The sequence below is a fragment of the Nocardia sp. NPDC050793 genome, assembly GCF_040654065.1.
GTDB lineage: Bacteria > Actinomycetota > Actinomycetes > Mycobacteriales > Mycobacteriaceae > Nocardia.
The window spans coordinates 12,426-33,414 of sequence record NZ_JBFAHG010000022.1 but is presented as its reverse complement, the minus strand read 5'-3'; the positions used below and the strand labels follow the sequence as shown (position 1 = coordinate 33,414).

Sequence of the window (20,989 nt, the reverse complement as noted above, 5' to 3'; positions counted from 1 at the left end):
CTCCACACGGGGAGTGAAGAGCCGGAACCAAACATTAAAATTTGGCACTGACATTCATCGACACACTATTGAGTTCTCAAAGAACACACGCACACACCATATCCCGGGCTTTACCCCGATCAATCGGTGAGGCAACTTTTACAGCTTAGCGCGGCTAGTAACCCGAAACCAAATCGGGGTACCAATCGAGCTAGTGTGACCGTCAGGCGCTCCTCGTCCTACCTCGTTTCCCAGCTCCTCGCCCAGCCTTTCGGCTTAGCGTCTCGGCTCCGGGTCGGTGTCCGTGTCGCTCTGACCTGGATAAAGTTACGTAGCGATGAGCACGATGTCAAATCCGCTGGTAGAAGCGGTAAATAGACGATTGACAGTCAGTTGTGCGCGGACCAACCCGGAATGAACCAACCCGGCGCCGCCGCGACGAACCGTTCCTGATCCCACGCGCCCACTCCCGCGGGGATCACGCCGACCACATCGACACCCGTCACGCGCGGGAGATCGGTCCGGTTGCATTCGGCGGCGAGATCCGGCTCGGCCGGCCACGCTCCGATCACCAGTCCCGCGCAGCGGACGCCCGCCGACTCGAGCGCGCGGACGGTCAGCTCGCTGTGGTTCAGCGTGCCTAGTCCGGCGGCGGCTACGACGACCACCGGTGCGTCGAGTTCGCGGGCCAAGTCGACGAGGGTGAATTCGCCGACCCGAACGAGCAGTCCGCCCGCACCCTCCACCAGGGTGAGGTCGGCGTCGTCCACGGCGCGGACGGCGACGACGGTCTCGGTGAGCGTCAGCAGTGGTTGGCCGCTGCGACGGGCGGCGGTGTCCGGGGCGAGCGGCTCGGGGTAGCGGGCCAGCTCGACCGTCTTGACCGGACCGGCGAGCCGCTCGACCTCGGCGAGATCGCCGGGTTCGCCGAGCGCGATGCCGGTCTGCGCGGGTTTGCACACCGCGACCGACCGGCCTGCGGCGCGCGCGGTCGCGGCCAGCGCTGCGGTGACGACGGTCTTACCGACATCGGTCGAGGTTCCGGTGATCAGCAGGACACTGCTCATGCCTTTGCCTCGCTGACGCTCGGCACCGGCATGCGCGAAGCGCGCTGGCACATGATTCGCTCACTGCGTTCGCTCATGCCCGCGCCTCGCTGACGCTCGGCACCGGCATGCGCGAAGCGCGCTGGCACATGATTCGCTCACTGCGTTCGCTCATGCGGGCACCACGTCCAGTCCACGCGCCTCGGCCAGTACCGAGCCGAGTACGTCGGCGATGGTGTCGAGTTCCGCGCCCGTCAGGTTGGCGCGGGCGGTGAGCCGCAGACGCGAGGTGCCCTCCGGCACCGACGGCGGACGGAAGCATCCGACATCCAGCCCCCGCGCCCGGCATTCCTGAGCCGCGTCATACGCCACTTGCGCCTTGCCGAGCACCACCGACACGACCGCCGAGTCCGGCGCCGCCACCCCAGCGATCCGCGCGATGTCCGCGGCGCGGTCCAGTACTCGCGCGGCCATCTCGGGCTCGCGGCGCAGCAATCCCAGTGCGGCGCGGGCGGCGCCGACCGCGGCGGGCGCGAGGCCGGTGTCGAAGATGAAGGTGCGTGCCGCATCGATGAGGTGCGCGCGGACCCGTTCGCTGGCGAGCACCGCACCGCCCTGGGCCGCGAAGGCCTTGGAGAGCGTCGCGGTGACGACGACATCCGGTTCGCCTGCGAGGCCGAGTTCGTGCACGAGACCGCGACCGCCCCGGCCGCGCACCCCGAGCCCGTGCGCCTCGTCGACGAGCAGGACCGCGCCGTTCGCCCGGGTCACCCGGTGCAGTTCGGCCAGCGGAGCCAGGTCGCCGTCGGCGCTGAAGACGGAGTCGGTGAGCACCAGCGCGCGCTGTTCGGTTCGCACGGCGAGCAGCCGGTCCACGGTGGCGACGTCGCAGTGCGGGGCGATCTCCACCCTGGACCGGGACAAGCGGCAGGCATCGACCAGAGACGCGTGGCTGCCCGCGTCGGAGACGATCAGTGCGCCGCGACCCGCGAGCGCGGTCACCGCGCCGAGGTTCGCGGCGTAGCCGGAGGCGAACACGAGGCCCGCCTCGGCGCCGGCGAATTCGGCGAGTTCTGCTTCCAGCCGCTCGTGATCGGCCGTGGTTCCGGTGACCAATCGTGATCCGGTGGATCCCGCGCCCCAGCGGCGCACGGCTTCGATCGCGCCCTCGATCACCTCGGGGTGCTTGGTGAGCCCGAGATAGTCATTGGAGGCCAGGTCGATCGACGGCGCGTCCGGTCTCCTCGGTCGCAGCTCTCGGCGCAATCCGGCGGTCACCCGCTCTGCTGCCCGTTCGTCCAACCAGCTCAACGGATCGGTAATCACAGCTCCGGAGCATACTTGAACACCGTTCAGGAGGATAGCCCGACGGGACTGCGCACCGCGGCGGCCGCGCACATTCCGGCGGCAATGGTGGCGACTTCCTCGGTGCTGCTGACGAACGGCGGCATGGTGTAGATCAAGTTCCGGAAAGGACGCAGCCAGACGCCCGCGTCGACCGCGGCCGCGGTGGCGGCGCGCATGTCGACCTGCTGCTCGAGTTCGACGACGCCGATCGCGCCGAGCACCCGGACGTCGGCGACGCCCGGCAGCTCGCGCGCGGGAGCCAGGCCCGCAATGAGCTCGGATTCGATCCGGCCGACCTCACCGCGCCAGTCCCGGGAGAGCAGCAACTCGATCGACGCGACGGCCACCGCGCAGGCCAGGGGGTTGCCCATGAAAGTCGGCCCGTGCATCAGCCCGCCGTGCGCTGCGCTGATGGTCTCGGCGATCCGCGCGGTGCACAGCGTGGCGGCCAGGGTCAGGTAGCCGCCGGTCAAAGCCTTGCCGACGCACATGACATCCGGGGCGACGCCCGCGTGGTCGGCCGCGAAGAACGCGCCGGTGCGGCCGAATCCGGTGGCGATCTCGTCGAAGACCAGCAGCACGTCGTTGGCGTCGCACAGGCGGCGCAGGTCGGCGAGGTAGCGCGGATCGTGCCAGCGCATGCCGCCCGCGCCCTGCACAACCGGCTCCACGATGACGGCCGCGAGCTCACCGGCGTGCGCGGAGATGGCGCGTTCCAATTCCGCCGCGTAATCGGCGCGGTACTCGCGCGGCGGCGCCGGGACGAAGACCTGTTCGACGAGGACGTCGGTCCACAACGAGTGCATGCCGCCCTCGGGGTCGCACACACTCATCGGAGTGAAGGTGTCGCCGTGGTAGCCACCGCGCCAGGTGAGCAGGCGGCGCTTCTCGGGTTTGCCGACGCCGCGCCAGTATTGCAGGCACATCTTCGCGGCGACCTCGACCGAGACCGAGCCGGAGTCGCAGAGGAAGACTTTCTCCAGGCCCGCCGGCGTGTGCTCGACCAGCAGCTGGGACAGGCGCGCGGCCGGTTCGTGCGTGAGCCCGCCGAACATCACGTGGCTCATCCGCTGCGACTGCGCGAGCAGGGCGGCGTCCAGCACCGGGTGCCGGTAGCCGTGCACGGCGGCCCACCAGGAGCTCATGCCGTCGACCAGTTCGCGACCGTCGGCCAATGTGAGCCGTGCGCCGGAGGCCTCGGCGACCACCAGCGGCGCGGTCGAAGCCGGGAATCCGCCGTAGGGGTGCCAAACGTGGTCGGCGTCGATGGCGGTGATCTCGCCGGGGGTCAGTGCCACAGGATTCCCTCGCGGTCGACGGGCTTGAACGGTGTTCAAGTTACCAGCCGAGCTCCGCAGAGTGTGCGCGGCCGAACGAAGTCCGCCGATCGGCGAGGCTCTATGTTTTCTCCGAATCGCCGCCGATCACCTTCGGCACCCGGGCCAACGACGCCCGAAGCGTGCGCACCGCGTCTTCTCCGAGATCGGCCACGAGGATCCGCTCGATGTCGGCGATCCGGTCGGCGGCGAGGGCGAGCGCGCGACGCCCGGCCGCGGTGGTGACGACCACACGGGCTCGACGGTCGAACGGATCGACCTTGCGCTCGACATAACCGCGGCGCTCCAGATGCGTCACCAACTCCCCCATCGACTGCTGCGTGATGCCCGCAGCTTCGGCCAACTCCGTGATCCGCGAGCCCTCCGGATCCAGATGACGGAAGACCGCGTAGTGAGCGGGCCGCAGTTCCGGGTCGAGTTCGGTGCGCAGTTCGCGATTCAGCGCCTTTTCGAAAGCACCGGCGGCTTGGACGAGCAGCTTCAGCAAGGTATCGGTCGTTGACACATTAAGAAGGTTACCTTTATATCTGGAGTATGCGCGACACCATCCTCACCTTCGCCAACGGCCATCGAGTCACCTTCGTCGATCGCGGGATCGACGACCGGGGGCCGTATTTGCGGCTGGAACACCTGGTGCGCAAGGTCGAGCGGCAGGCAGGACCGCACTGGCATCCGGTACTCGCCGAGAGCTGGACCGTGCGAGAGGGCAGACTGCGCTTCCGAGTCGACGGCGTCGAGATCATCGCGAACCCCGGCGACACGGTGACTGCCCCGCCGCGCGCCGTGCACGAATTCTGGAGCGAGGCGCCGGATACCCGCTTCGACCACGAGATCCGTCCGCCGCTGCGGCACTGGGACATGTTCCGGCTGTGGCACGCGCTCGACGCGGCGGGCATGACCACTTCGGGGCGGGTGCCCCGCAACCCGCTGGCACTCGCGCTGCTCTGGGACTATCAGGACGGCTACCTCGCGGGCATTCCGCGATGGGTACAGCGGGCGTTGCTGGGCGGATCGGCGCGGCTCGCGCGGCTCGCCGGTTACGAGCGCCGCTACCTGCCCACCGAATGAGACGGGCGCGGGCGTGCGCCGGGCCGCCCGAAGCCTCACGCTACTGTCGTTCCCATGGCTCAGCCCTACGCAGCGCCCGGTGAGGTGACACCACTAGGTGTCTGGCCGGGCACCGCCTACCCCCTCGGGGCGACCTACGACGGTGCAGGCACCAATTTCTCGGTCTTCTCCGAGGTCGCCGATTCCGTCGAGCTGTGCCTGATCGCCAAGGACGGGGCGGAGACCCGGATCGCGCTCGACGAGGTCGACGGCTACGTCTGGCACGCCTACCTACCGACCATCGGTCCCGGCCAGCGTTACGGCTTCCGCGTGCACGGCCCCTACGACCCGGACCGCGGACTGCGCTGCGATCCGAGCAAACTGCTGCTCGACCCGTACGGCAAGGCGTTCGACGGCGAATTCGACAACGACCCTTCCCTCTATACGCACGGCCTGGATTCGCTGGGCCACACCATGACCGGCGTGGTGATCAACCCCTTCTTCGACTGGGGTTCCGACCGCGCGCCGAACCGGCCCTACCACGAAACGGTCATCTACGAGGCGCACGTCAAGGGCATGACGATGACCCATCCCGAGGTGCCGGAGGAGCTGCGCGGCACCTACGCGGGCATCGCGCACCCGGCCGTCGTCGAGCACCTGAAGAGCCTCGGCATCACCGCGATCGAGCTGATGCCGGTGCACCAGTTCCTGCACGACCGGGTGCTGCTCGACCAGGGCTTGCGAAACTACTGGGGCTACAACAGCTTCGGCTATCTCGCACCGCACAACGAGTACGCGGTCAGTCCGCGCGGCGGCGCCGCGGTGACCGAGTTCAAGGCGATGGTGCGCGCGCTGCACGCCGAGGGCATCGAGGTGATCCTCGATGTGGTCTACAACCACACCGCCGAAGGCAATCACCTCGGGCCGACGCTCGGGTTCCGCGGCATCGACAACGCCGCGTATTACCGTCTGCTGGACGGTGATCCGGGCCGCTACATGGATTACACCGGCACCGGCAACAGCCTCAACGTGCGGCATCCGCACACCTTGCAGCTGATCATGGATTCGCTGCGGTACTGGATTCTGGACATGCGCGTCGACGGTTTCCGCTTCGATCTGGCCGCCACCCTGGCCCGCGAACTGCACGACGTGGACCGGCTTTCCACGTTCTTCGATCTGGTGCAACAGGATCCGGTGGTCAGCCAGGTCAAGCTGATCGCCGAGCCGTGGGACGTCGGCGAGGGCGGCTATCAGGTGGGCAATTTCCCCGGACTGTGGACGGAGTGGAACGGCAAGTACCGTGACACCGTCCGCGACTACTGGCGCGGTGTGCCCGCCACCCTGGGCGAGTTCGCCTCTCGGCTCACGGGCTCCTCGGATCTGTACGAGGCCACCGGGCGCAGGCCGAGCGCCAGTATCAACTTCGTCACCGCGCACGACGGTTTCACGCTGCGGGATCTGGTGTCCTACAACGAGAAGCGCAACGAGGCCAACGGCGAGGGCAATCGCGACGGGGAGAACTACAACCGATCCTGGAACTGCGGTGTCGAGGGCCCGACCGACGACCCTGAGATCAATGCCTTGCGCGCCAAGCAGACTCGTAATCTGCTGGCCACGCTGGTGCTTAGCCAAGGCACCCCGATGCTGGCCCACGGCGACGAGTTCGGCCGAAGTCAGCGGGGCAACAACAATGTGTACTGCCAGGATTCGCCGCTGTCCTGGATGGACTGGTCGCTGGCCGAGACCAATGCCGATCTGCTGGAGTTCACGCGCTCGGTCATCGCGCTGCGCACCCGGCACCCGGTCTTCCGGCGGCGCAGATTTCTTGCGGGACAACCGGTCCGCGCCAAGGAACCCACGCGCGACATCGCCTGGCTGACCCCCTCGGGCGAGGAGATGACCGCGGCGGACTGGGACAGCGGCTTCGGCAAGGCGCTCACGGTCTACCTGAACGGCGAGGGCATCCCCGAGCCGGGCCCGCGCGGTGAGCGCATCACCGACGATTCGTTCCTGCTGTGCTTCAACGCCCACGATTCGGCGCTCGATTTCGCCATACCCGGCACCGATTACGGAGGTCCGTGGACGGTGGCGCTGGACTGCTCGACGCCCGACGGCCGCGCCGAGGCCGGCTATCCGGCCGCCGCCACGCTCACCGTCCCCGCCCGTTGCCTGCTCGTCCTCCGCTGCCCCGCATGACCGACACGCACATGACCACAACCCATACACCGACTCCGACACATCACACCGACCCCATCGCCCGCGGACGCGCCCTCGCGCGGCAGACCCCCGTGCGCAGCACCTACCGGCTGCAACTGCGTCCCGACGTGCTCACCTTCGCCGACGCCAGGGCCATCGCGGAATACCTTCAGCAGCTCGGCATTTCGCATTTGTATCTCTCGCCGATCCTGACCGCGGCGCACGGCTCGACGCACGGCTACGACGTCACCGACCCCGGCGCCGTCTCGGCGGCGCTGGGCGGTCCGCTCGGGCTCAAGGCGCTCTCCGACGAGGTGCGCACCCGCGGCATGGGTCTCATCGTCGATCTGGTGCCCAACCACGTCGGCGTCGCCGATCCGCGGCAGAACCGGTGGTGGTGGGACGTGCTGCGCAACGGCAAGGACTCGCCGTTCGCGCGGTTCTTCGACATCGACTGGAGCCCGGGCAACGGCGCGGGCGGGCGGCTCGCGCTGCCGGTGCTGCACAGCGAGAACGACCCCGCGGCGCTCAGCGTGGACCGGTCCGGCCCGGAACCGATGCTGGCGCTGCACGATCTGCGTTTCCCGATCGCGCCGGGCACCGACGGCGACAACGCGCTGCGCATCCACGACAAGCAGCACTACCGCTTGGTGAGCTGGAAGGCCGGGGTCTGCACCTACCGGCGGTTCTTCGCGGTGAGCAGCCTGGCCGCGGTGCGGCAGGAGGACCCGGAGGTCTTCGACCTCACCCACCGCGAGCTCGCGGCCTGGTGCGAACACGATCTGATCGACGGCGTGCGGGTCGACCACCCGGACGGATTGTCTTATCCCGCAGCGTATCTGGCCCGGCTGCGCCAGCTCATCGGGCCGCACCGGCTGCTACTGGTGGAGAAGATCCTCGCCAACCGGGAGCCGCTGGACGCGACGCTGCCGATCGACGGCACCACCGGATACGACGCACTGGCCGGGCTGGGCGGCGTACTCATCGATCCCGACGGCGAGCAGACGCTGACCGAGCTCTCGCGCCGCTTCGCCGGGCACGGCAGCGACCGCGCCTGGATCGGCGAGACCGAGCACCGGATCAAACGCGCCGTCGCGGAAAGCATTCTGGCGCCGGAGATCCGGCGGTTGGTGTGCGCGATCAAGCGTGACGCGCGCGCGGACAGCTTCGACACCATGGCGCTGACCAACGCCACCATCGAGGTGCTGGCCTTCATGCCCGTCTACCGCGCCGACTACGCGCCGCTGGCCGGGATGATCGGTGCGGTGATCGCCGAGGTGGAGAAGCGCAACAGCGAGCTCACCGCGCCGTTGAACGTGCTGGTGACCGCGCTGGCCGTCGGCGCGGAGGCGGCCGCCCGATTCAACCAGGTGGGCGGCGCGATCACCGCGAAGGCCGTCGAGGACACCATGTTCTACCAGGCGGCGCGGCTGGTCTCGCTACAAGAGGTGGGCGGCAATCCGGCCCGGTTCGGCCACTCGCTCAACGAATTCCACCTCGCCAACGTCGAGCGCGCGCAGCGCTGGCCCGCCACGATGACCACGCTGTCCACCCACGACACCAAGCGCGGCGAGGACGTGCGCGCCAGGATCGGGGTGCTCTCGCAGGTCGCGCGCACCTGGGCGCGTTCGGTCGAGACCTGGCTGGACAAGACGCCACCGCCGGACGGCGCGACGGCGCTGTTCTTGTTGCAGAACCTGTTCGGCGTCTGGCCCGCCGACGGCCGCCCGGCGTCCTCGGTGCCCGGCCTGCGCGAGCGCCTGCACCTGTTCGCGGAGAAGGCGATGCGCGAGGCGGGCACCCGCACCTCGTGGGAGGAGCCGGACACCGAGTTCGAGGCGGCCGTGCACGGCTGGATGGACGTGGTGATCGACGGCACCGTCGGCGCGGAACTGGGCGACCTGGTGCACGACCTGGCGCCGCACGCCTGGTCGGATGCGCTGTCGCAGAAGCTTCTTCAGCTGTGCGGGCCCGGCATCCCCGACGTGTACCAGGGCTGCGAGCTGTGGGAGGACTCGCTGGTCGACCCGGACAACCGCCGTCCCGTCGACTTCCCCGCGCGCACCGGGATGCTGCAATCGCTCACCGGCACACCGGCTTTGGACACCTCCGGTGCGGCGAAGATGTGGATCGTCGCCTACGCGCTGTGGCTGCGCAGGGAGCGTCCCGACTGCTTCGTCGGTGGCGCCTATCTCCCGCTGTTCGCCACCGGCGAGCAGGCGGCGCGGCTGGTGTCGTACGCGCGCGGGCGGGTCGGCGAGCCGCCCGAGGTGATCGTCGCGACCACCAGGCACAGCGTCGGCCTGACCGACTCCGGTTGGGGCGACACCGCGCTCGATCTGCCGCAGGGCAACTGGACCGACCGGCTCACCGGCCACACCTTCCAGGGGCGGGCGCGCTTAGAGAAGTTGTTCGCTCGGCTCCCCGTCGCCCTGCTGGTGCGTTGAGGCGTCGGGCGGGCTGATCTTCTCGACGAGCTCGGCCGGGAACCTCCCGCCGAGGTCCTGCTGCCAGCGCCGCAGATTGTGCGGCCGGTATTCGGTCTTGTCGTGCACCGTCGAGGCGAGCAGCACGCCGTTGTCCGTCGGCAGCCGCAGCCGCCGCAGCGAGTTCAGGTAGAACCTGGCCCGCATCGGGCTCCGGACGGTGCGCAGCACGTTGAGCAGGGCGAAGCCGGGACCGAGGGACTGGTGCCGCTCCATGTGGTCCTCCTTGCCGACACACTTGGCCGACAGTTCCCCGAGCAGTTCCCTGTTGAACGCCAGTCCCTCCGCCTCGGCCTCGGCGACCATCCAGCGCAGGGTGATGTCGGACAGTCCGCACTGGTCGTAGCCGCCGCCGATGTCGCTGTGCACGCCCTCGAACCAGACCTGCTTGACGCGATCGGCCTTGCGGTCCTTGATCCGGCGGTATTTGATGCCGAGTTCGACCGGCACCTCCCAGAGGCAGGGCTCGAAGTTGCGCCGCCGCTCGTCGATGGCGAGAGCTTGGCGCGCACACAGCACCCGTGGCGAGAGCTTGACGTCGTGGAAGCGGTGCCGCCATGAAGTCAGGCCGGGGACGCCGAGTGCGCCGACGGTGTCGAACACGCCGATGAAGTCGATGACCCGCCTGCGATGGCTGTGCTCGCGACGGAAAGCGCGCATCTGCTGTTCGCTGGGCGGTGTGCGCCACCACATCAGCTTGTTGCGGCCGCGGCGCCGGTACATCTGGAACGCCTTCGGGTAGTTTCCGGCGATCATCGAATCCGGCTTCATGATGCCGATGCAGTCGATCAGGCCGACGAGGCTGCGCGCGGTGTACGCGCCGCGGCTGAAGCCGAAGATGTAGAGCTCGTCGCCGGGCTCCCAGTTGACGGCCACCTGCCAGTAGGCGGCGGACAGATTGGCCTCCAGACCCAAGCCGAAGGCGCCGCCGATGAGCCGGTCGGCGGTGAAACCTCTTGCGCCGGGGCCGGATACGTAGATCACGTGCTGGCGGACCGGCTGCCCGTCGGCCCCTGGGGCCGCCATGCGGATGGTCTGCGCGATTTTGACAATGTTCGATACCGTGCTGCTGTTCTCGGCCTTCCAGGTGCCGTCACAACACACGACCAGGCGTTTCATGGCGAAATTTTCCCCTCGAATTCGCGTCGGAAACCCGCGTACTGGACTACTCGAATCATCGCCCACGCACCGGAACCCGTTAAGGAAAACGCTGTCTTTCAACGCATTTCGACGAAGAATCGCCGGTCGAGCCGGAACTTTTCGGTGCGGGATACTCAGCGCCGGAGGGAATCGCCTTCGCTCCGGTCATGCGCGGTCGTCGGATGGACTTCGGTCGGTAGCATCGTCTAGAGCTTGTGCGCGAGTACCGCGAACATCGTGACCGAGAAGTGGAAGTCGCCGCGTTCGATACCCGCGTCCAGATCGGCGATCAACCGGTCGTACTCCTCGCGGGTGACGGTGCCCCGCCCCACTGCCTGCTCGTTCATCTGCTCGAAGAGCGGCCGCGCCGTCACCGGATCCCAGATCACCGCCTCCGACCCCTGGTCGTCGATGGCGAACCCGCCTGCCACCAGCAGCCCGCGCAGCCTGCGGCCGGACGCGGGGTTGGGCGTCTCGGCCAGCATCGCGGCGCCCAGAGCGGCCACGACCTCGGGATCGCCGGGGTGGGTGATGGCGGTGTACCAGTCGCTGTCGATCAGCAGGACCCGGCCGGCGGGCCGCAGCACCCTGGCGATCTCGGCGGTGGCCGCGGCGGGGTCGTCGAGATGCTGGTAGACGCGCTCGCAGCGGACCGCGTCGAAGGACGCGTCCGGGAAGGGCAGGTGATACACCGAACCGTGCACCAACCGCGCGGCCGACCCGGCGGCCTCGGCCCGCCGCCGGGCGATCGCCAGCATCATCGGGTTCGGATCCAGCCCGACCGCAGCGCCGTCCTCGCCCACCCGCTCGGCGAAGGCCATCGCCTCCGACCCCGTGCCGGCCCCGATATCGAGCGCCCGCTCCCCCGCGCGCACCGCGAGCGCTTCGTGCGCCCAGTACCGCATCCGCCGGATACCCGGCAGCTCCGCCTGCACATCCAGAATCCCGACCAGTTCGTCGATCCGACCGGCATCGATCCGGTCCACGTGAAAGGAAGGAGCACTCGCTTCGGCGGGTCCCTGTGCCATGCACCCGACGCTACCCCCCTTGACCTGCTCCGACCTGCAAAGACCAGCGGCGCGCGTCGCAGAGATTGCACCCGCGCGAGGCGTGTGAAGCCTGGGCGAAGAGAGCTCACGACAATGGCCCCGGCGAGTGCCGGGGCCATTGTGGTGCTGTCGGAGAAGGGGTTCGGCGGTCAGTGGGTCTTGCGCAGGCCCAGGTATTGCAGGGCGGCGAAGCCGCCGACCGTCACGGCCTGCATGACCGTCCAGACCGAACCGACCGCGCTCAGGTCGAGCGCGCCTTCGATCAGCGCGGCGAGGCTGACCACGACCCAGCCCGCGTTCAGGCCGATCACCGCGCGTGCCGCGGTGGTGTTGATCGACGCGGTCGCACCGACCAGGGCGACGCCGATACCGTAGAGGGTCAGGAAGACGCCGATCGGGATGCCGAGGCGGCTGTCCAGGCCGAGCAGCGACTCCAGCGGACCCGACAGCGCCAGGTAGGCCAGGCCGTTCACACCGGTGATCACCGCGTCCAGGCGCAGCGAGGTACGCAACAGCTTGTCACCGGGGGCGAGCAGGGTGGACAGGTAGCCGGGGGCGGCGGCGGTGGTCATGGCGAATCTCTTTTCTGGATAGGGGTTTTGCGAGCTACGGGGTCAGGCGGCGGCTGGGACCTTGTCGAGGAAGCCGTACACCTGCGTGATGCGGCCCTCGTCGAGCACCGCGACGTCGAAGCCGACCACCAGCGCCGGGCCGTCGGCCGGACCCAGCTCCCAGGTGAAGCGCACCTGGTCGTGGTGTCCGTCGACCGGTCCGGCCAGCCGGAACACCATGTCAGGGAACTGGGCCTGCACCGCGGCGATGCCCGCGTCCAGCGCCGCGCGGCCGGTGACGGCCATGAGCGGATCGACGTAGCCGGGCTCGTCGGTGAACACCCGGGCGATCGCGGCCGAGCGAGCGGCGGCGTCGGTGGTGTTCCAGATCTCCAGGTACTGCGCGACCAGGTCGTTCATCGGTTTCTCCCTTGTTTCCTCTGCGCTGTGTTGCGCTGTGAGAACAAGGTATGGCGGGGCGAGGGTGCCCCGAATCAGTCACGTATCAGTACTTTCGGCGACCGATGGCGTAAGTAACGCTCGTCGGTGACCGGTTACGGTGAACGGATGCTGCACGGACGCGAGGCCGAACAGTCCCGCATCGATCGACTGCTCGCCGACGCACGGGAGGGTCGCAGCGGCGTGCTCGTGCTGCGCGGCGAGCCGGGCATCGGCAAGACGGCGCTGCTGGATTACGCGGCCGCGCAAGGTATTGCGTCGGTGCGCAGCGCGGGCGTCGAGTCGGAGGCCGAGCTGCCCTTCGCGGGGCTGCACCTGCTGGTGCGCCCAGGTATGGCGCTGGTGGACACGCTGCCCGAGCGGCAAAAGGCGGCACTGCGCGGCGCGTTCGGGCTCGGCGCGCAGGAGCCGGGCGACCGGCTGCTCATCGGTCTCGCGGTGCTCTCGCTGCTGGCCGAGGAGGCCGCCGAGGGACCGCTGCTGTGCCTGATCGATGACGCGCACTGGCTCGACCGCGCGACCGCGGAGACGCTGCTCTTCGCGGCGCGCCGGTTGGACGCGGAGGGCGTGGCGATGATCTTCGCGACCAGGGCGGGCGCGCACGACTTCCCCGCGCCCGGTCTGCCGGAACTGGACGTCACCGCGCTGCGCCAGGACGCGGCCGCCGCGCTGGTGGACGCAGGCGAGCCGGATCTCTCCCCCGCGCTGCGCTACCGGCTGCTCACCGAGGCGGGCGGCAATCCGCTGGCGCTGCGAGAACTGCCCGCGGTGCTGGCCGCCGAGTCCGCCGACGCGGGACCGAATCCGCTGCCGCTCACCCAGCGCCTCCAGGTCGCCTTCTCCGGCCGGGTGAGCAGGCTGCCCGCCGCCACGAGGACATTGCTGCTGGTCGCCGCGGCGGCGGGTGCGGCCGACGTGGATCCGGTGTTGCGCGCGGCCGCGACGCTCGGCGCGGGCCTCGCCGACCTGCAACCCGCCGAGGACGGCGGGCTGGTGCGCACCGACGGCCGGACGGTGGCGTTCCGGCATCCGCTGCTGCGTTCGGCGATCTACCAGGGCGCGCCGCTGGCCCAGCGGCTCGCCGCGCACGCCGCGCTGGCCGCGACGCTCACCGCTCCGGAGGACGCCGACCTGCGCGCCTGGCACCTGGCCTCGGCAGCCACCGGACCGGACGAGGCCGTCGCCGCCGCGCTCGCCGACACGGCGGACCGGGCGCGCGCCCGCAGCGGCTATCACGGCGCGGTGGCCGCCTACGAGCGCGCGGCCGCGCTCAGCACCGACCCCGCGGCGCGGGTGGACAGGCTGGTGCTCGCCGCCGAGACCGCGGCCGAGACGGGCAGGCACGAACTGGCCGACCGGTTGGCCGAGCGCGCCGCGGCGCAGACCGCCGACCCGCTGCTGGCCGCCCGGCTCGACTTGGTCCGCGGCCTCGCGGAATTCGGTGCGGGCAAACGGCTGCCCGCGCACCGGCGACTCGTCGCGGCGGCCGACGCGGCGCGGCGGGAACCGCTGCTCGCGGCGCGCATCCTGACCGTCGCGGTGCACACCGGGTGGTATCTCGGGGCCGACGAGCTCGGCGAGGTCACCGATCGCCTCGCGAGTTTGCCGCTGCCCGAGGACGATTCGCTGGCGCACACCACCGGTTACGTACTCGACGGCGTGCACGGACGGTTTCGCGCCGAGCTGCGCGCCACGGTCGACGCTGCCCGCGCGACGGGGGTGGACGCGCGAGACCTGGTGCAGCTGTGCGGCGTCGGACTGGTGGTCGGGCAAGACGAACAGGTGACGGAACTGGCGGCGGATCTCGTCGCGGACTGCCGCGATCAGGGCCGGATCGGCCCGTTGCCGACTCTGCTGTTCTTCCGCGCCGAGGCCGAGACTTTTCTCGGCAGGCCGCGCGAGGCGTTGGTCGTCGCCACCGAGGGCGCGCGGATCGCCGAGGACATCGGACAGGGCCACTGGATGAGCCAGCTCTCCGCCTGTCTCGCCTATCTCGCGGCGCTGGGCGGTGACGAAGCGACTTGCCGTGCGGCGGCAGACCGTGCGTTGGCCGAGGAGTTCGGCGGCGCCGACGCGCCGGGCGCGAGCTGGGCGCACGCCGCGCTCGGCCTGCTCGACCTCGGGCTCGGCCGGGTGGACAGCGCCATGTCCCGTTTCGAGTCATTGACCGAGGAACCGTTCCGGCACATGGTCATCGGGCTGCGCTCGCTGCCCGATCTCGTGGAAGCCGCGGTGCGGCTCGCCGATCCGGCCCGCGCCGGCGACGCACTCGATCGCCTCGATGCCTGGGCCGCGGGCTCGCGGCAGGACTGGGTCGCCGCGCTCGCCGCCCGCGCTCGCGCCCTGCTCGGCCCGGACGCTCAGGCCGAGGAGCATTTCCGAACCTCGCTCGACCTCGGTGGTCGCCCGTTGGAGCACGCGCGCACGCAACTGCTCTATGGGGAGTGGCTGCGCCGCAACCGCCGCAAGGTGGACGCGCGGACCCAGCTGCAACCGGCCATGGAAACGTTCCAACGCCTCGACGCCGCACCGTGGGCGGAGCGCGCCCGCGTCGAACTCGGTGCGCTCGGGGTCGGCGCCGCGGTGCGGGCTGGGTCGGGCGTGCTCGCCGCGCTCACCCCGCAGGAATTGCAGATCGTGCGGCTCGCGGCGCAGGGGATGACGAACCGGGACATCGCGGCGCAGCTGTTCCTGAGCCCGCGAACGGTCGGCCATCACCTGTACAAGGCGTATCCGAAGCTGGGCGTGGTCTCGCGCGGGGAACTGGCGGCGCTGCCGCTGGACGCGGATTGAGCCGCAGGCGCGGACAGCCGACGCCGCCGCCGACCAGTCGCCACGGACCGTTCAGCCGACGCGGACGCCGATCATTCGACGCGGACCGATCGTGCACACGGGGAGCGTCCATGCGACGCGGACAACGAAACGACCGGAACCGAACCGACAGCGCTGACCGGCAGCATCCGGTCGATCGGGGGCCGAGGTCACCGCGACGGGCGTCGCGCGCTCAGTGCGCGGACAGCGCCCGCTCGTGCCGGACCACCCCGGCATCGCGTCGCGCCGTCACATGACCGAGCGTCCACCGCAGGGCCGTGATCGCGGCCGCCGCCAGCACCGCGACCTGGGGCGCGCCGGTGATGAACAGGAGCAGCACACCCGCCACCAGCCCGGCGGCCAGCGCCTCGAGCTTGTACACGGGCCACGCGGTGCCCGCGATGTCCACGGTGGTGGGGTGAGCCGTTGCCATGGCATCAGGATATACGGAAGGCGAATTTCGGGCTACCGAACATTTCCGGCCGGGAACACCGGCGGCGGATTCGGTGTTCCCGGTCGTATGCCACTAACCGGAGAGTACGCACCGAGCACGTCCGACTGGGCCCGCAAGCAGGCCGAGACCTACGAGGATTCCGGCGGCACCAAGGGCACGTCGATGATGGGCAAGCCCGTCGTGCTGCTGACGACCAAGGGCGCCAAGACGGGCAAGCTGCGCAAGACCCCGCTGATGCGAGTCGAGCACGACGGCGAATACGCCGTGGTCGCCTCGCTGGGCGGCGCGCCCAAGCACCCGGTCTGGTACCACAACATCAAGGCCGAACCGCACGTCGAACTCCGCGACGGCGAGGTCTCCAAGGACTACACCGCGCGCGAGGTAGTCGGCGAGGAGAAGAAGCTGTGGTGGGATCGCGCGGTCGAGGTGTGGCCCGACTACGCGAACTACCAGACGAAGACGACCCGCCAGATTCCTGTTTTCGTGCTCACCCCGCGTTGACCCGAGACTCGCCGACCGCACCACCCGCCGCGACCTCGCGCCGCGGCAGGTGGCAGCATATTTCGAGTGTCCAATCCGGTTGATGTGATCGATCCCATGCCCTCCGCCCGTCCCGCGCTCACCGCGGACGAGATCGATGCCGCCGCCAAGCGAATTGCCGACATTATCGAGCCCACTCCGCTGCAGCTCAGCCCGAGACTGTCCGAGCTCACCGGCGCACAGGTCTACCTGAAGCGCGAGGACCTCACGGCCGTGCGCTCCTACAAGCTGCGCGGCGCGTACAACCTCATCGTCCAGCTCAGCGCCGAGGAGCGCGCGGCAGGCGTCGTCGCGGCGAGCGCGGGCAACCACGCCCAGGGCGTCGCCTACGCCTGCCGGGCCATGGGCATCACAGGCCGCATCTACGTGCCGACTACGACCCCCAAGCAGAAGCGCGACCGGATCCGGGTGCACGGCGGCGAGTTCGTCGAGCTGATCGCCGTCGGCGAGACCTACGACGCGGCCGCGGCCGCGGCGGCCGCCGACGTCGAACGCACCGGCGCGACGATGGTGCCCCCGTTCGACGACACGCGCACCGCCGCAGGGCAGGGCACCATCGCCGCCGAAATCCTCGAGCAGCTCGGCGCCGCGCCCGACCTGGTGGTCGTCCCGGTGGGTGGCGGCGGCTGCCTGGCAGGCGTCGGCACCTACCTGCGCGCGCGTGCGCCGCAGACCGGCATCCTCGGCGCCGAACCGGCGGGCGCGGCCTCGATGACCGCGGCGCTGGTCGCGGGCGGGCCGGTGACGCTGCCGGAGATCGATCCGTTCGTCGACGGCGCCGCGGTGCGCAGGATCGGCGCTGTGCCCTACGCCACGGTCGCGGGCTTCGGCGGCCGGATGGTCTCGCACGCCTCGCTGCCCTTGCTCACCCAGTCCGAATCCCGCAGCGGCGCGGGCACTTTCCGCATGCTCCAGGTCGACGAGGGCGCGATCTGCACCACCATGCTCGACCTGTACCAGAACGAGGGCATCATCGCCGAACCCGCGGGCGCGCTCGCGGTGGCCGCGCTCGCCGAGATCACCGTGCCGCCGGGCTCGACGGTGGTGTGCCTGGTGTCGGGCGGCAACAACGACGTGTCGCGCTACGGCGAGATCATCGAGCGATCCCTGGTGCACCGGGGGCTCAAGCACTACTTCCTCGTCGACTTCCCGCAGGAGCCCGGCGCGCTGCGCCGCTTCCTCAACGAGGTGCTCGGCCCGGACGACGACATCACCCTGTTCGAGTACGTCAAGCGCAACAACCGGGAGACGGGCGCGGCGCTGGTCGGCATCGAGCTCGGCACGCCGGACGGGCTGGAGTCGGTCCTGGAACGCATGGACGCCTCCCCCATCCAGTGCGAGCGGCTGGACCCGGGCTCACCGGCCTATCGGTACCTGACCTGACGCTCCCGCCCCGCCCGGTTCGCGGACCGGGCGGGGCGGGTGACGGTTCGGGCCGGCCATCCCGCGGGCGGTCAGGCCGCCGCGTCGCGCGTCTCGTCGAGGGTGACGCGGCGGGTGGCGCGCAGGCAGTTGAGCATCAGCGGCAGCAACCACATGGGCGAGAACTGGTCGACGCCCAGCTGACCCGCCGAGAGCCGGTTGTGCACGAAACCGACCGAGAGGCCGAGACGCGGTTCGACCCAGCCGAACGAGCCGCCGAGGCCGATGTGACCGAGGCCGCCGCGGGCGCCGGGCATCGGCAGCGAGTGGTAGCCGAGATGCCACATCATCGGCGCGTAGAACAGCGCGTGATCGAGGCGGTAGGTGCGCACCTTGCTCACTTCGCCGATCGTCGCGCGCGAGAGGAACGGCCGTCCGTCGGGCGTCTCACCGCTGGCGATCGCGCCGTACATGGTGGCCAGCGCGGACGCGGTGGCGACGCCGTTGCCCGCGGGCAGTTCGGTGCGCAGGATCGACGGGCCGTCGCCCTCCAGGATCGCTTCCAGCCCGGGCAGGAACAGGCAGCGGGTGACCGCGCCGAGCGCGCCGGGAATGAGGTGGCTGCGGCGCAGCAGGAGCGAACCGAGCGGCTTGCTGACCAGACTGAGCTGGCTGCCCGCCAGCGGCGCGTACACGGTGCCGGACTCGGCGGGCGGCAGACCCAGGTGCAGCCCGTCGATGCCGAGCGGCTCGGACACCTCGGTGCGGAACAGCTCGCCCATGCTCTTGCCGGTGACCCCGCGGGCGATGCCTGCCAGCAGCCAGCCGTAGGTGAGCGCGTGATAGGTCGGCACGCCGAGTAGCCGATCCGGTTTGGCCGCGGCCAGGCGCCGCTCCATGAGCTCGTGGTCGAGGATGTCCTCCGGGGACTTGGCGATCGGAGCCAGCGCCGAGAGGCCCGCGCTGTGCGTCATCACCTGGCGCACGGTGATCCCGCCCTTGCCATTCGCGGCGAACTCAGGCCAGTACTCGGCGACGGGAGCGTTGTAGTCGAGCATGCCGCGGTCGGCCAGCCGGTGGATGACGGTGGCGGTGATGCCCTTCGTGGCGGAGAAGATGATCGAGCCGGTCTCGCGGGTCCAGACCTCTTCGCCGGCGGCGCCGACCCAGATGTCGACAAGGGGTTCGCCGTTCAGGTGCACCGCCAGCGCACCGCCCGCGCCGCGACGATGTCCGAACGCCCTGGCGAAAGCGCGTACCAGAGGTCCGAATTCGGCGGCGGCGCTGCCGCTGACTGAAGCCACGTTGCTCATCACTCCAAGGTAATGGCGATGGTCACATCTGGGCAATGGCCCTGTCCCGGACAGTTGGCGTACCGTTACCCGGGATTCGGTTCGGTCACGGCGCTTTTCGCGGTCGAGGGCGAGTCGGTGAGCAGCACGAACGAGTGCGCGGGAATCGTTGTGCCCGTTGGGCCTTCGGTCGGCGGCTGCCAGGACAACAGCGAGAAACCGGTGACCGGCACCCGCACGGGGTCTTCCGAGAGGTTGCATACCAGACGGAGCGATCCGCGGTGCAGCACCAGCCATCGGGACCGTTCATCGTAGTCCACCCGCACGTGCGGCAGCGAGGAATCGGACAAATCCGGATGCTGCCCGCGTAGCGCGAGCAGCGCGCGATAGCAGGAGAGCAGCCGGGCCCGCGCCGGATCGGCGAGTTCGGACCAGTCCAGCTTGGACCGTTGGAACGTGCCGGGGTCCTGCGGATCGGGCACATCCTCGCTGGGCCAGCCGTGCTCGGCGAATTCAGCCTTGCGTCCTGACGCGGTGGCCGCGCCGATCTCCGGGTCGGTGTGCGAGGTGAAGAACTGAAACGGCGTGCGCGCGCCCCACTCCTCACCCATGAACAGCATCGGGGTGAACGGCGAGCACAGGACGAGCGCCGCCTTGACGGCGAGCTGGCCGTCGGTCAGGTACGCGCTCGGCCGGTCGCCGAGCGCCCGGTTGCCGACCTGGTCGTGGGTGCAGGTGTAGGCGAGCAGCGCCGAACCGGGTACCACCGAGCGGTCGAGCGGACGGCCGTGGACGCGGCCGCGGAAGCTGGAGTACGTGCCCGCGTGGAAGTACCCGTGCGTCAGGGTGCGCGCCAGACAGGCCATCGAGCCGAAATCGGCGTAGTAGCCCTGCCGCTCGCCGGAGACCGCGGTGTGCACGGCGTGGTGCAGGTCGTCGTTCCACTGCCCGGCCAGTCCGTAGCCGCCCGCGGCACGCGGTGTGATCAGGCGCGGATCGTTGAGATCGCTCTCCGCGATCAGGGTCAGCGGCCTGCGCACGTGCGCCGCTAGGCGTTCGGTCGCCGCGGCCAGCTCGGCAAGCAGGTGGGTGGCGGTGCGGTCGACCAACGCGTGCACGGCGTCCAGCCGCAGGGCGTCGATGTGGAAGTCGCGCAGCCAGCGCAGCGCGTTGTCGATGATGTAGCGGCGCACCTGGTCCGAGGCGGGGCCGTCCAGGTTGAGGCTGCGGCCCCAGGTGTTGCGGCCTTCGGTCAGATAGGGACCGAAGCGGGGCAGGTAATTGCCGGACGGTCCGAGGTGGTTGTAGACGACGTCGAGACAGACGGCCAACCCGCGCGCGTGGCAGGCGTTCACGAACCGTTGCAGACCGTCGGGGCCGCCGTAGCTCTCCTGCACCGCGTACCAGAGCACACCGTCGTAGCCCCAGTTGTGGGTGCCGTCGAAGGCGTTCACCGGCATCAGCTCCACCACCGTGACGCCGAGGTCGACGAGGTGATCGAGGCGTCCGATCGCGGCGTCGAAGGTGCCTTCGGGCGTGAAGGTTCCGAGGTGCAGCTCGTAGAAGACCGCGCCCGCCAGCGGTCGCCCGGTCCAGTCGTCGTCGGTCCACCCGGCCGGATCCAGCGCGTGGACGGCGGAGCGCCCGTGCACGCCGTCCGGCTGACGAGCCGAGCGCGGGTCGGGCAGCACGGTGGGATCGTCGTCGAGCAGGTATCCGTACCGCGCGCCGTTCGGCGCGGCCCGCTCGACGCGCCACCACCCGTCGGCCGAGCCGCGCATCGGGTACACGTCTCCATCGAGATCGAGCCGCACCGCGCCGGCCTTGGGCGCCCACACCTCGAAGACAGTCACCGCGCCAGCATCGCACGCCCGGCCACCGGTCTCATCCCGG

At 70.0% G+C, this 20,989-nt stretch carries 17 protein-coding genes; 6 read left to right on the top strand and 11 right to left on the bottom strand.

Annotation, left to right across the window (positions count from 1 at the left end; translation table 11 throughout):
* Positions 1 to 368: 368 nt before the first annotated feature.
* The 4 genes from bioD to AB0H50_RS35440 form a co-directional block, all read right to left on the bottom strand.
* Positions 369 to 1,046 carry a dethiobiotin synthase gene (gene bioD, locus AB0H50_RS35455; RefSeq protein ID WP_357461646.1) on the bottom strand — a complete coding sequence of 226 codons (678 nt, stop codon included), beginning with the start codon at positions 1,044 to 1,046 and terminating at the stop codon, positions 369 to 371.
* Positions 1,047 to 1,196: 150 nt separating this feature from the next.
* Positions 1,197 to 2,351: an 8-amino-7-oxononanoate synthase gene (locus AB0H50_RS35450; protein WP_357461644.1), complete on the bottom strand. Its 1,155-nt coding sequence runs from the start codon at positions 2,349 to 2,351 to the stop codon at positions 1,197 to 1,199.
* Between the two features lie 26 nt (positions 2,352 to 2,377).
* A complete protein-coding gene (locus AB0H50_RS35445; RefSeq protein ID WP_357461642.1) occupies positions 2,378 to 3,670 on the bottom strand; it encodes an adenosylmethionine--8-amino-7-oxononanoate transaminase in 1,293 nt (430 codons plus the stop codon).
* A gap of 100 nt (positions 3,671 to 3,770) precedes the next feature.
* Positions 3,771 to 4,214, bottom strand: a complete 444-nt coding sequence (locus tag AB0H50_RS35440; protein ID WP_357461640.1) for a MarR family winged helix-turn-helix transcriptional regulator — start codon at positions 4,212 to 4,214, stop codon at positions 3,771 to 3,773.
* A gap of 29 nt (positions 4,215 to 4,243) precedes the next feature.
* Between AB0H50_RS35440 and AB0H50_RS35435 the strand changes: the two genes are divergently transcribed.
* Genes AB0H50_RS35435 through treY form a run of 3 tightly spaced genes read left to right on the top strand, consistent with a single transcriptional unit; the run spans position 4,244 to position 9,399 of the window.
* A complete protein-coding gene (locus tag AB0H50_RS35435; RefSeq protein ID WP_357461638.1) occupies positions 4,244 to 4,777 on the top strand; it encodes a cupin domain-containing protein in 534 nt (177 codons plus the stop codon).
* Positions 4,778 to 4,831: 54 nt separating this feature from the next.
* Positions 4,832 to 6,952: a glycogen debranching protein GlgX gene (gene glgX, locus AB0H50_RS35430; protein WP_357461636.1), complete on the top strand. Its 2,121-nt coding sequence runs from the start codon at positions 4,832 to 4,834 to the stop codon at positions 6,950 to 6,952.
* On the top strand, positions 6,949 to 9,399 hold the full coding sequence (treY, locus tag AB0H50_RS35425; protein WP_357461634.1) for a malto-oligosyltrehalose synthase: 2,451 nt from the start codon (positions 6,949 to 6,951) through the stop codon (positions 9,397 to 9,399). The genes glgX and treY overlap by 4 nt, the downstream gene beginning before the upstream one ends.
* Here the strand turns inward: treY and AB0H50_RS35420 are convergent.
* The 4 genes from AB0H50_RS35420 to AB0H50_RS35405 all read right to left on the bottom strand — a co-directional run bounded on the left by AB0H50_RS35420 (position 9,352) and on the right by AB0H50_RS35405 (position 12,598).
* Positions 9,352 to 10,557 carry a DUF2235 domain-containing protein gene (locus tag AB0H50_RS35420; RefSeq protein ID WP_357461632.1) on the bottom strand — a complete coding sequence of 402 codons (1,206 nt, stop codon included), beginning with the start codon at positions 10,555 to 10,557 and terminating at the stop codon, positions 9,352 to 9,354. The two genes, treY and AB0H50_RS35420, sit on opposite strands and share 48 nt — an antisense overlap.
* A gap of 227 nt (positions 10,558 to 10,784) precedes the next feature.
* Complete coding sequence (locus AB0H50_RS35415; protein WP_357461630.1) at positions 10,785 to 11,606, bottom strand: methyltransferase domain-containing protein; 822 nt, start codon at positions 11,604 to 11,606, stop codon at positions 10,785 to 10,787.
* 170 nt (positions 11,607 to 11,776) lie between these two features.
* A complete protein-coding gene (locus AB0H50_RS35410) occupies positions 11,777 to 12,199 on the bottom strand; it encodes a hypothetical protein (protein WP_357461628.1) in 423 nt (140 codons plus the stop codon).
* Positions 12,200 to 12,241: 42 nt separating this feature from the next.
* On the bottom strand, positions 12,242 to 12,598 hold the full coding sequence (locus tag AB0H50_RS35405; protein ID WP_357461626.1) for a nuclear transport factor 2 family protein: 357 nt from the start codon (positions 12,596 to 12,598) through the stop codon (positions 12,242 to 12,244).
* Between the two features lie 147 nt (positions 12,599 to 12,745).
* On the opposite strand from AB0H50_RS35405, the gene AB0H50_RS35400 reads away from it, so the two are divergent.
* A complete protein-coding gene (locus AB0H50_RS35400) occupies positions 12,746 to 15,430 on the top strand; it encodes a LuxR family transcriptional regulator (RefSeq protein WP_357461624.1) in 2,685 nt (894 codons plus the stop codon).
* Between the two features lie 211 nt (positions 15,431 to 15,641).
* Here AB0H50_RS35400 and AB0H50_RS35395 read toward each other — a convergent pair whose 3' ends face one another.
* Entirely contained in the window at positions 15,642 to 15,881 is a 240-nt protein-coding gene (locus AB0H50_RS35395) for a hypothetical protein (RefSeq protein WP_357461622.1), read from the bottom strand.
* A gap of 87 nt (positions 15,882 to 15,968) precedes the next feature.
* Here AB0H50_RS35395 and AB0H50_RS35390 point away from each other — a divergent pair, with 87 nt between their 5' ends.
* A complete protein-coding gene (locus AB0H50_RS35390; protein ID WP_357461620.1) occupies positions 15,969 to 16,403 on the top strand; it encodes a nitroreductase family deazaflavin-dependent oxidoreductase in 435 nt (144 codons plus the stop codon).
* 96 nt (positions 16,404 to 16,499) lie between these two features.
* Positions 16,500 to 17,825 (top strand): threonine ammonia-lyase IlvA, encoded by a 1,326-nt coding sequence (gene ilvA, locus AB0H50_RS35385; protein WP_357461650.1) that lies wholly within the window; start codon positions 16,500 to 16,502, stop codon positions 17,823 to 17,825.
* 71 nt (positions 17,826 to 17,896) lie between these two features.
* Here ilvA and AB0H50_RS35380 read toward each other — a convergent pair whose 3' ends face one another.
* The gene (locus AB0H50_RS35380; protein WP_357461618.1) at positions 17,897 to 19,117 is read right to left on the bottom strand and encodes a serine hydrolase domain-containing protein; all 1,221 of its coding nucleotides are present in this window, start codon (positions 19,115 to 19,117) and stop codon (positions 17,897 to 17,899) included.
* A gap of 65 nt (positions 19,118 to 19,182) precedes the next feature.
* Complete coding sequence (gene treZ / locus AB0H50_RS35375) at positions 19,183 to 20,949, bottom strand: malto-oligosyltrehalose trehalohydrolase (RefSeq protein WP_357461615.1); 1,767 nt, start codon at positions 20,947 to 20,949, stop codon at positions 19,183 to 19,185.
* Between the last annotated feature and the right edge of the window lie 40 nt (positions 20,950 to 20,989).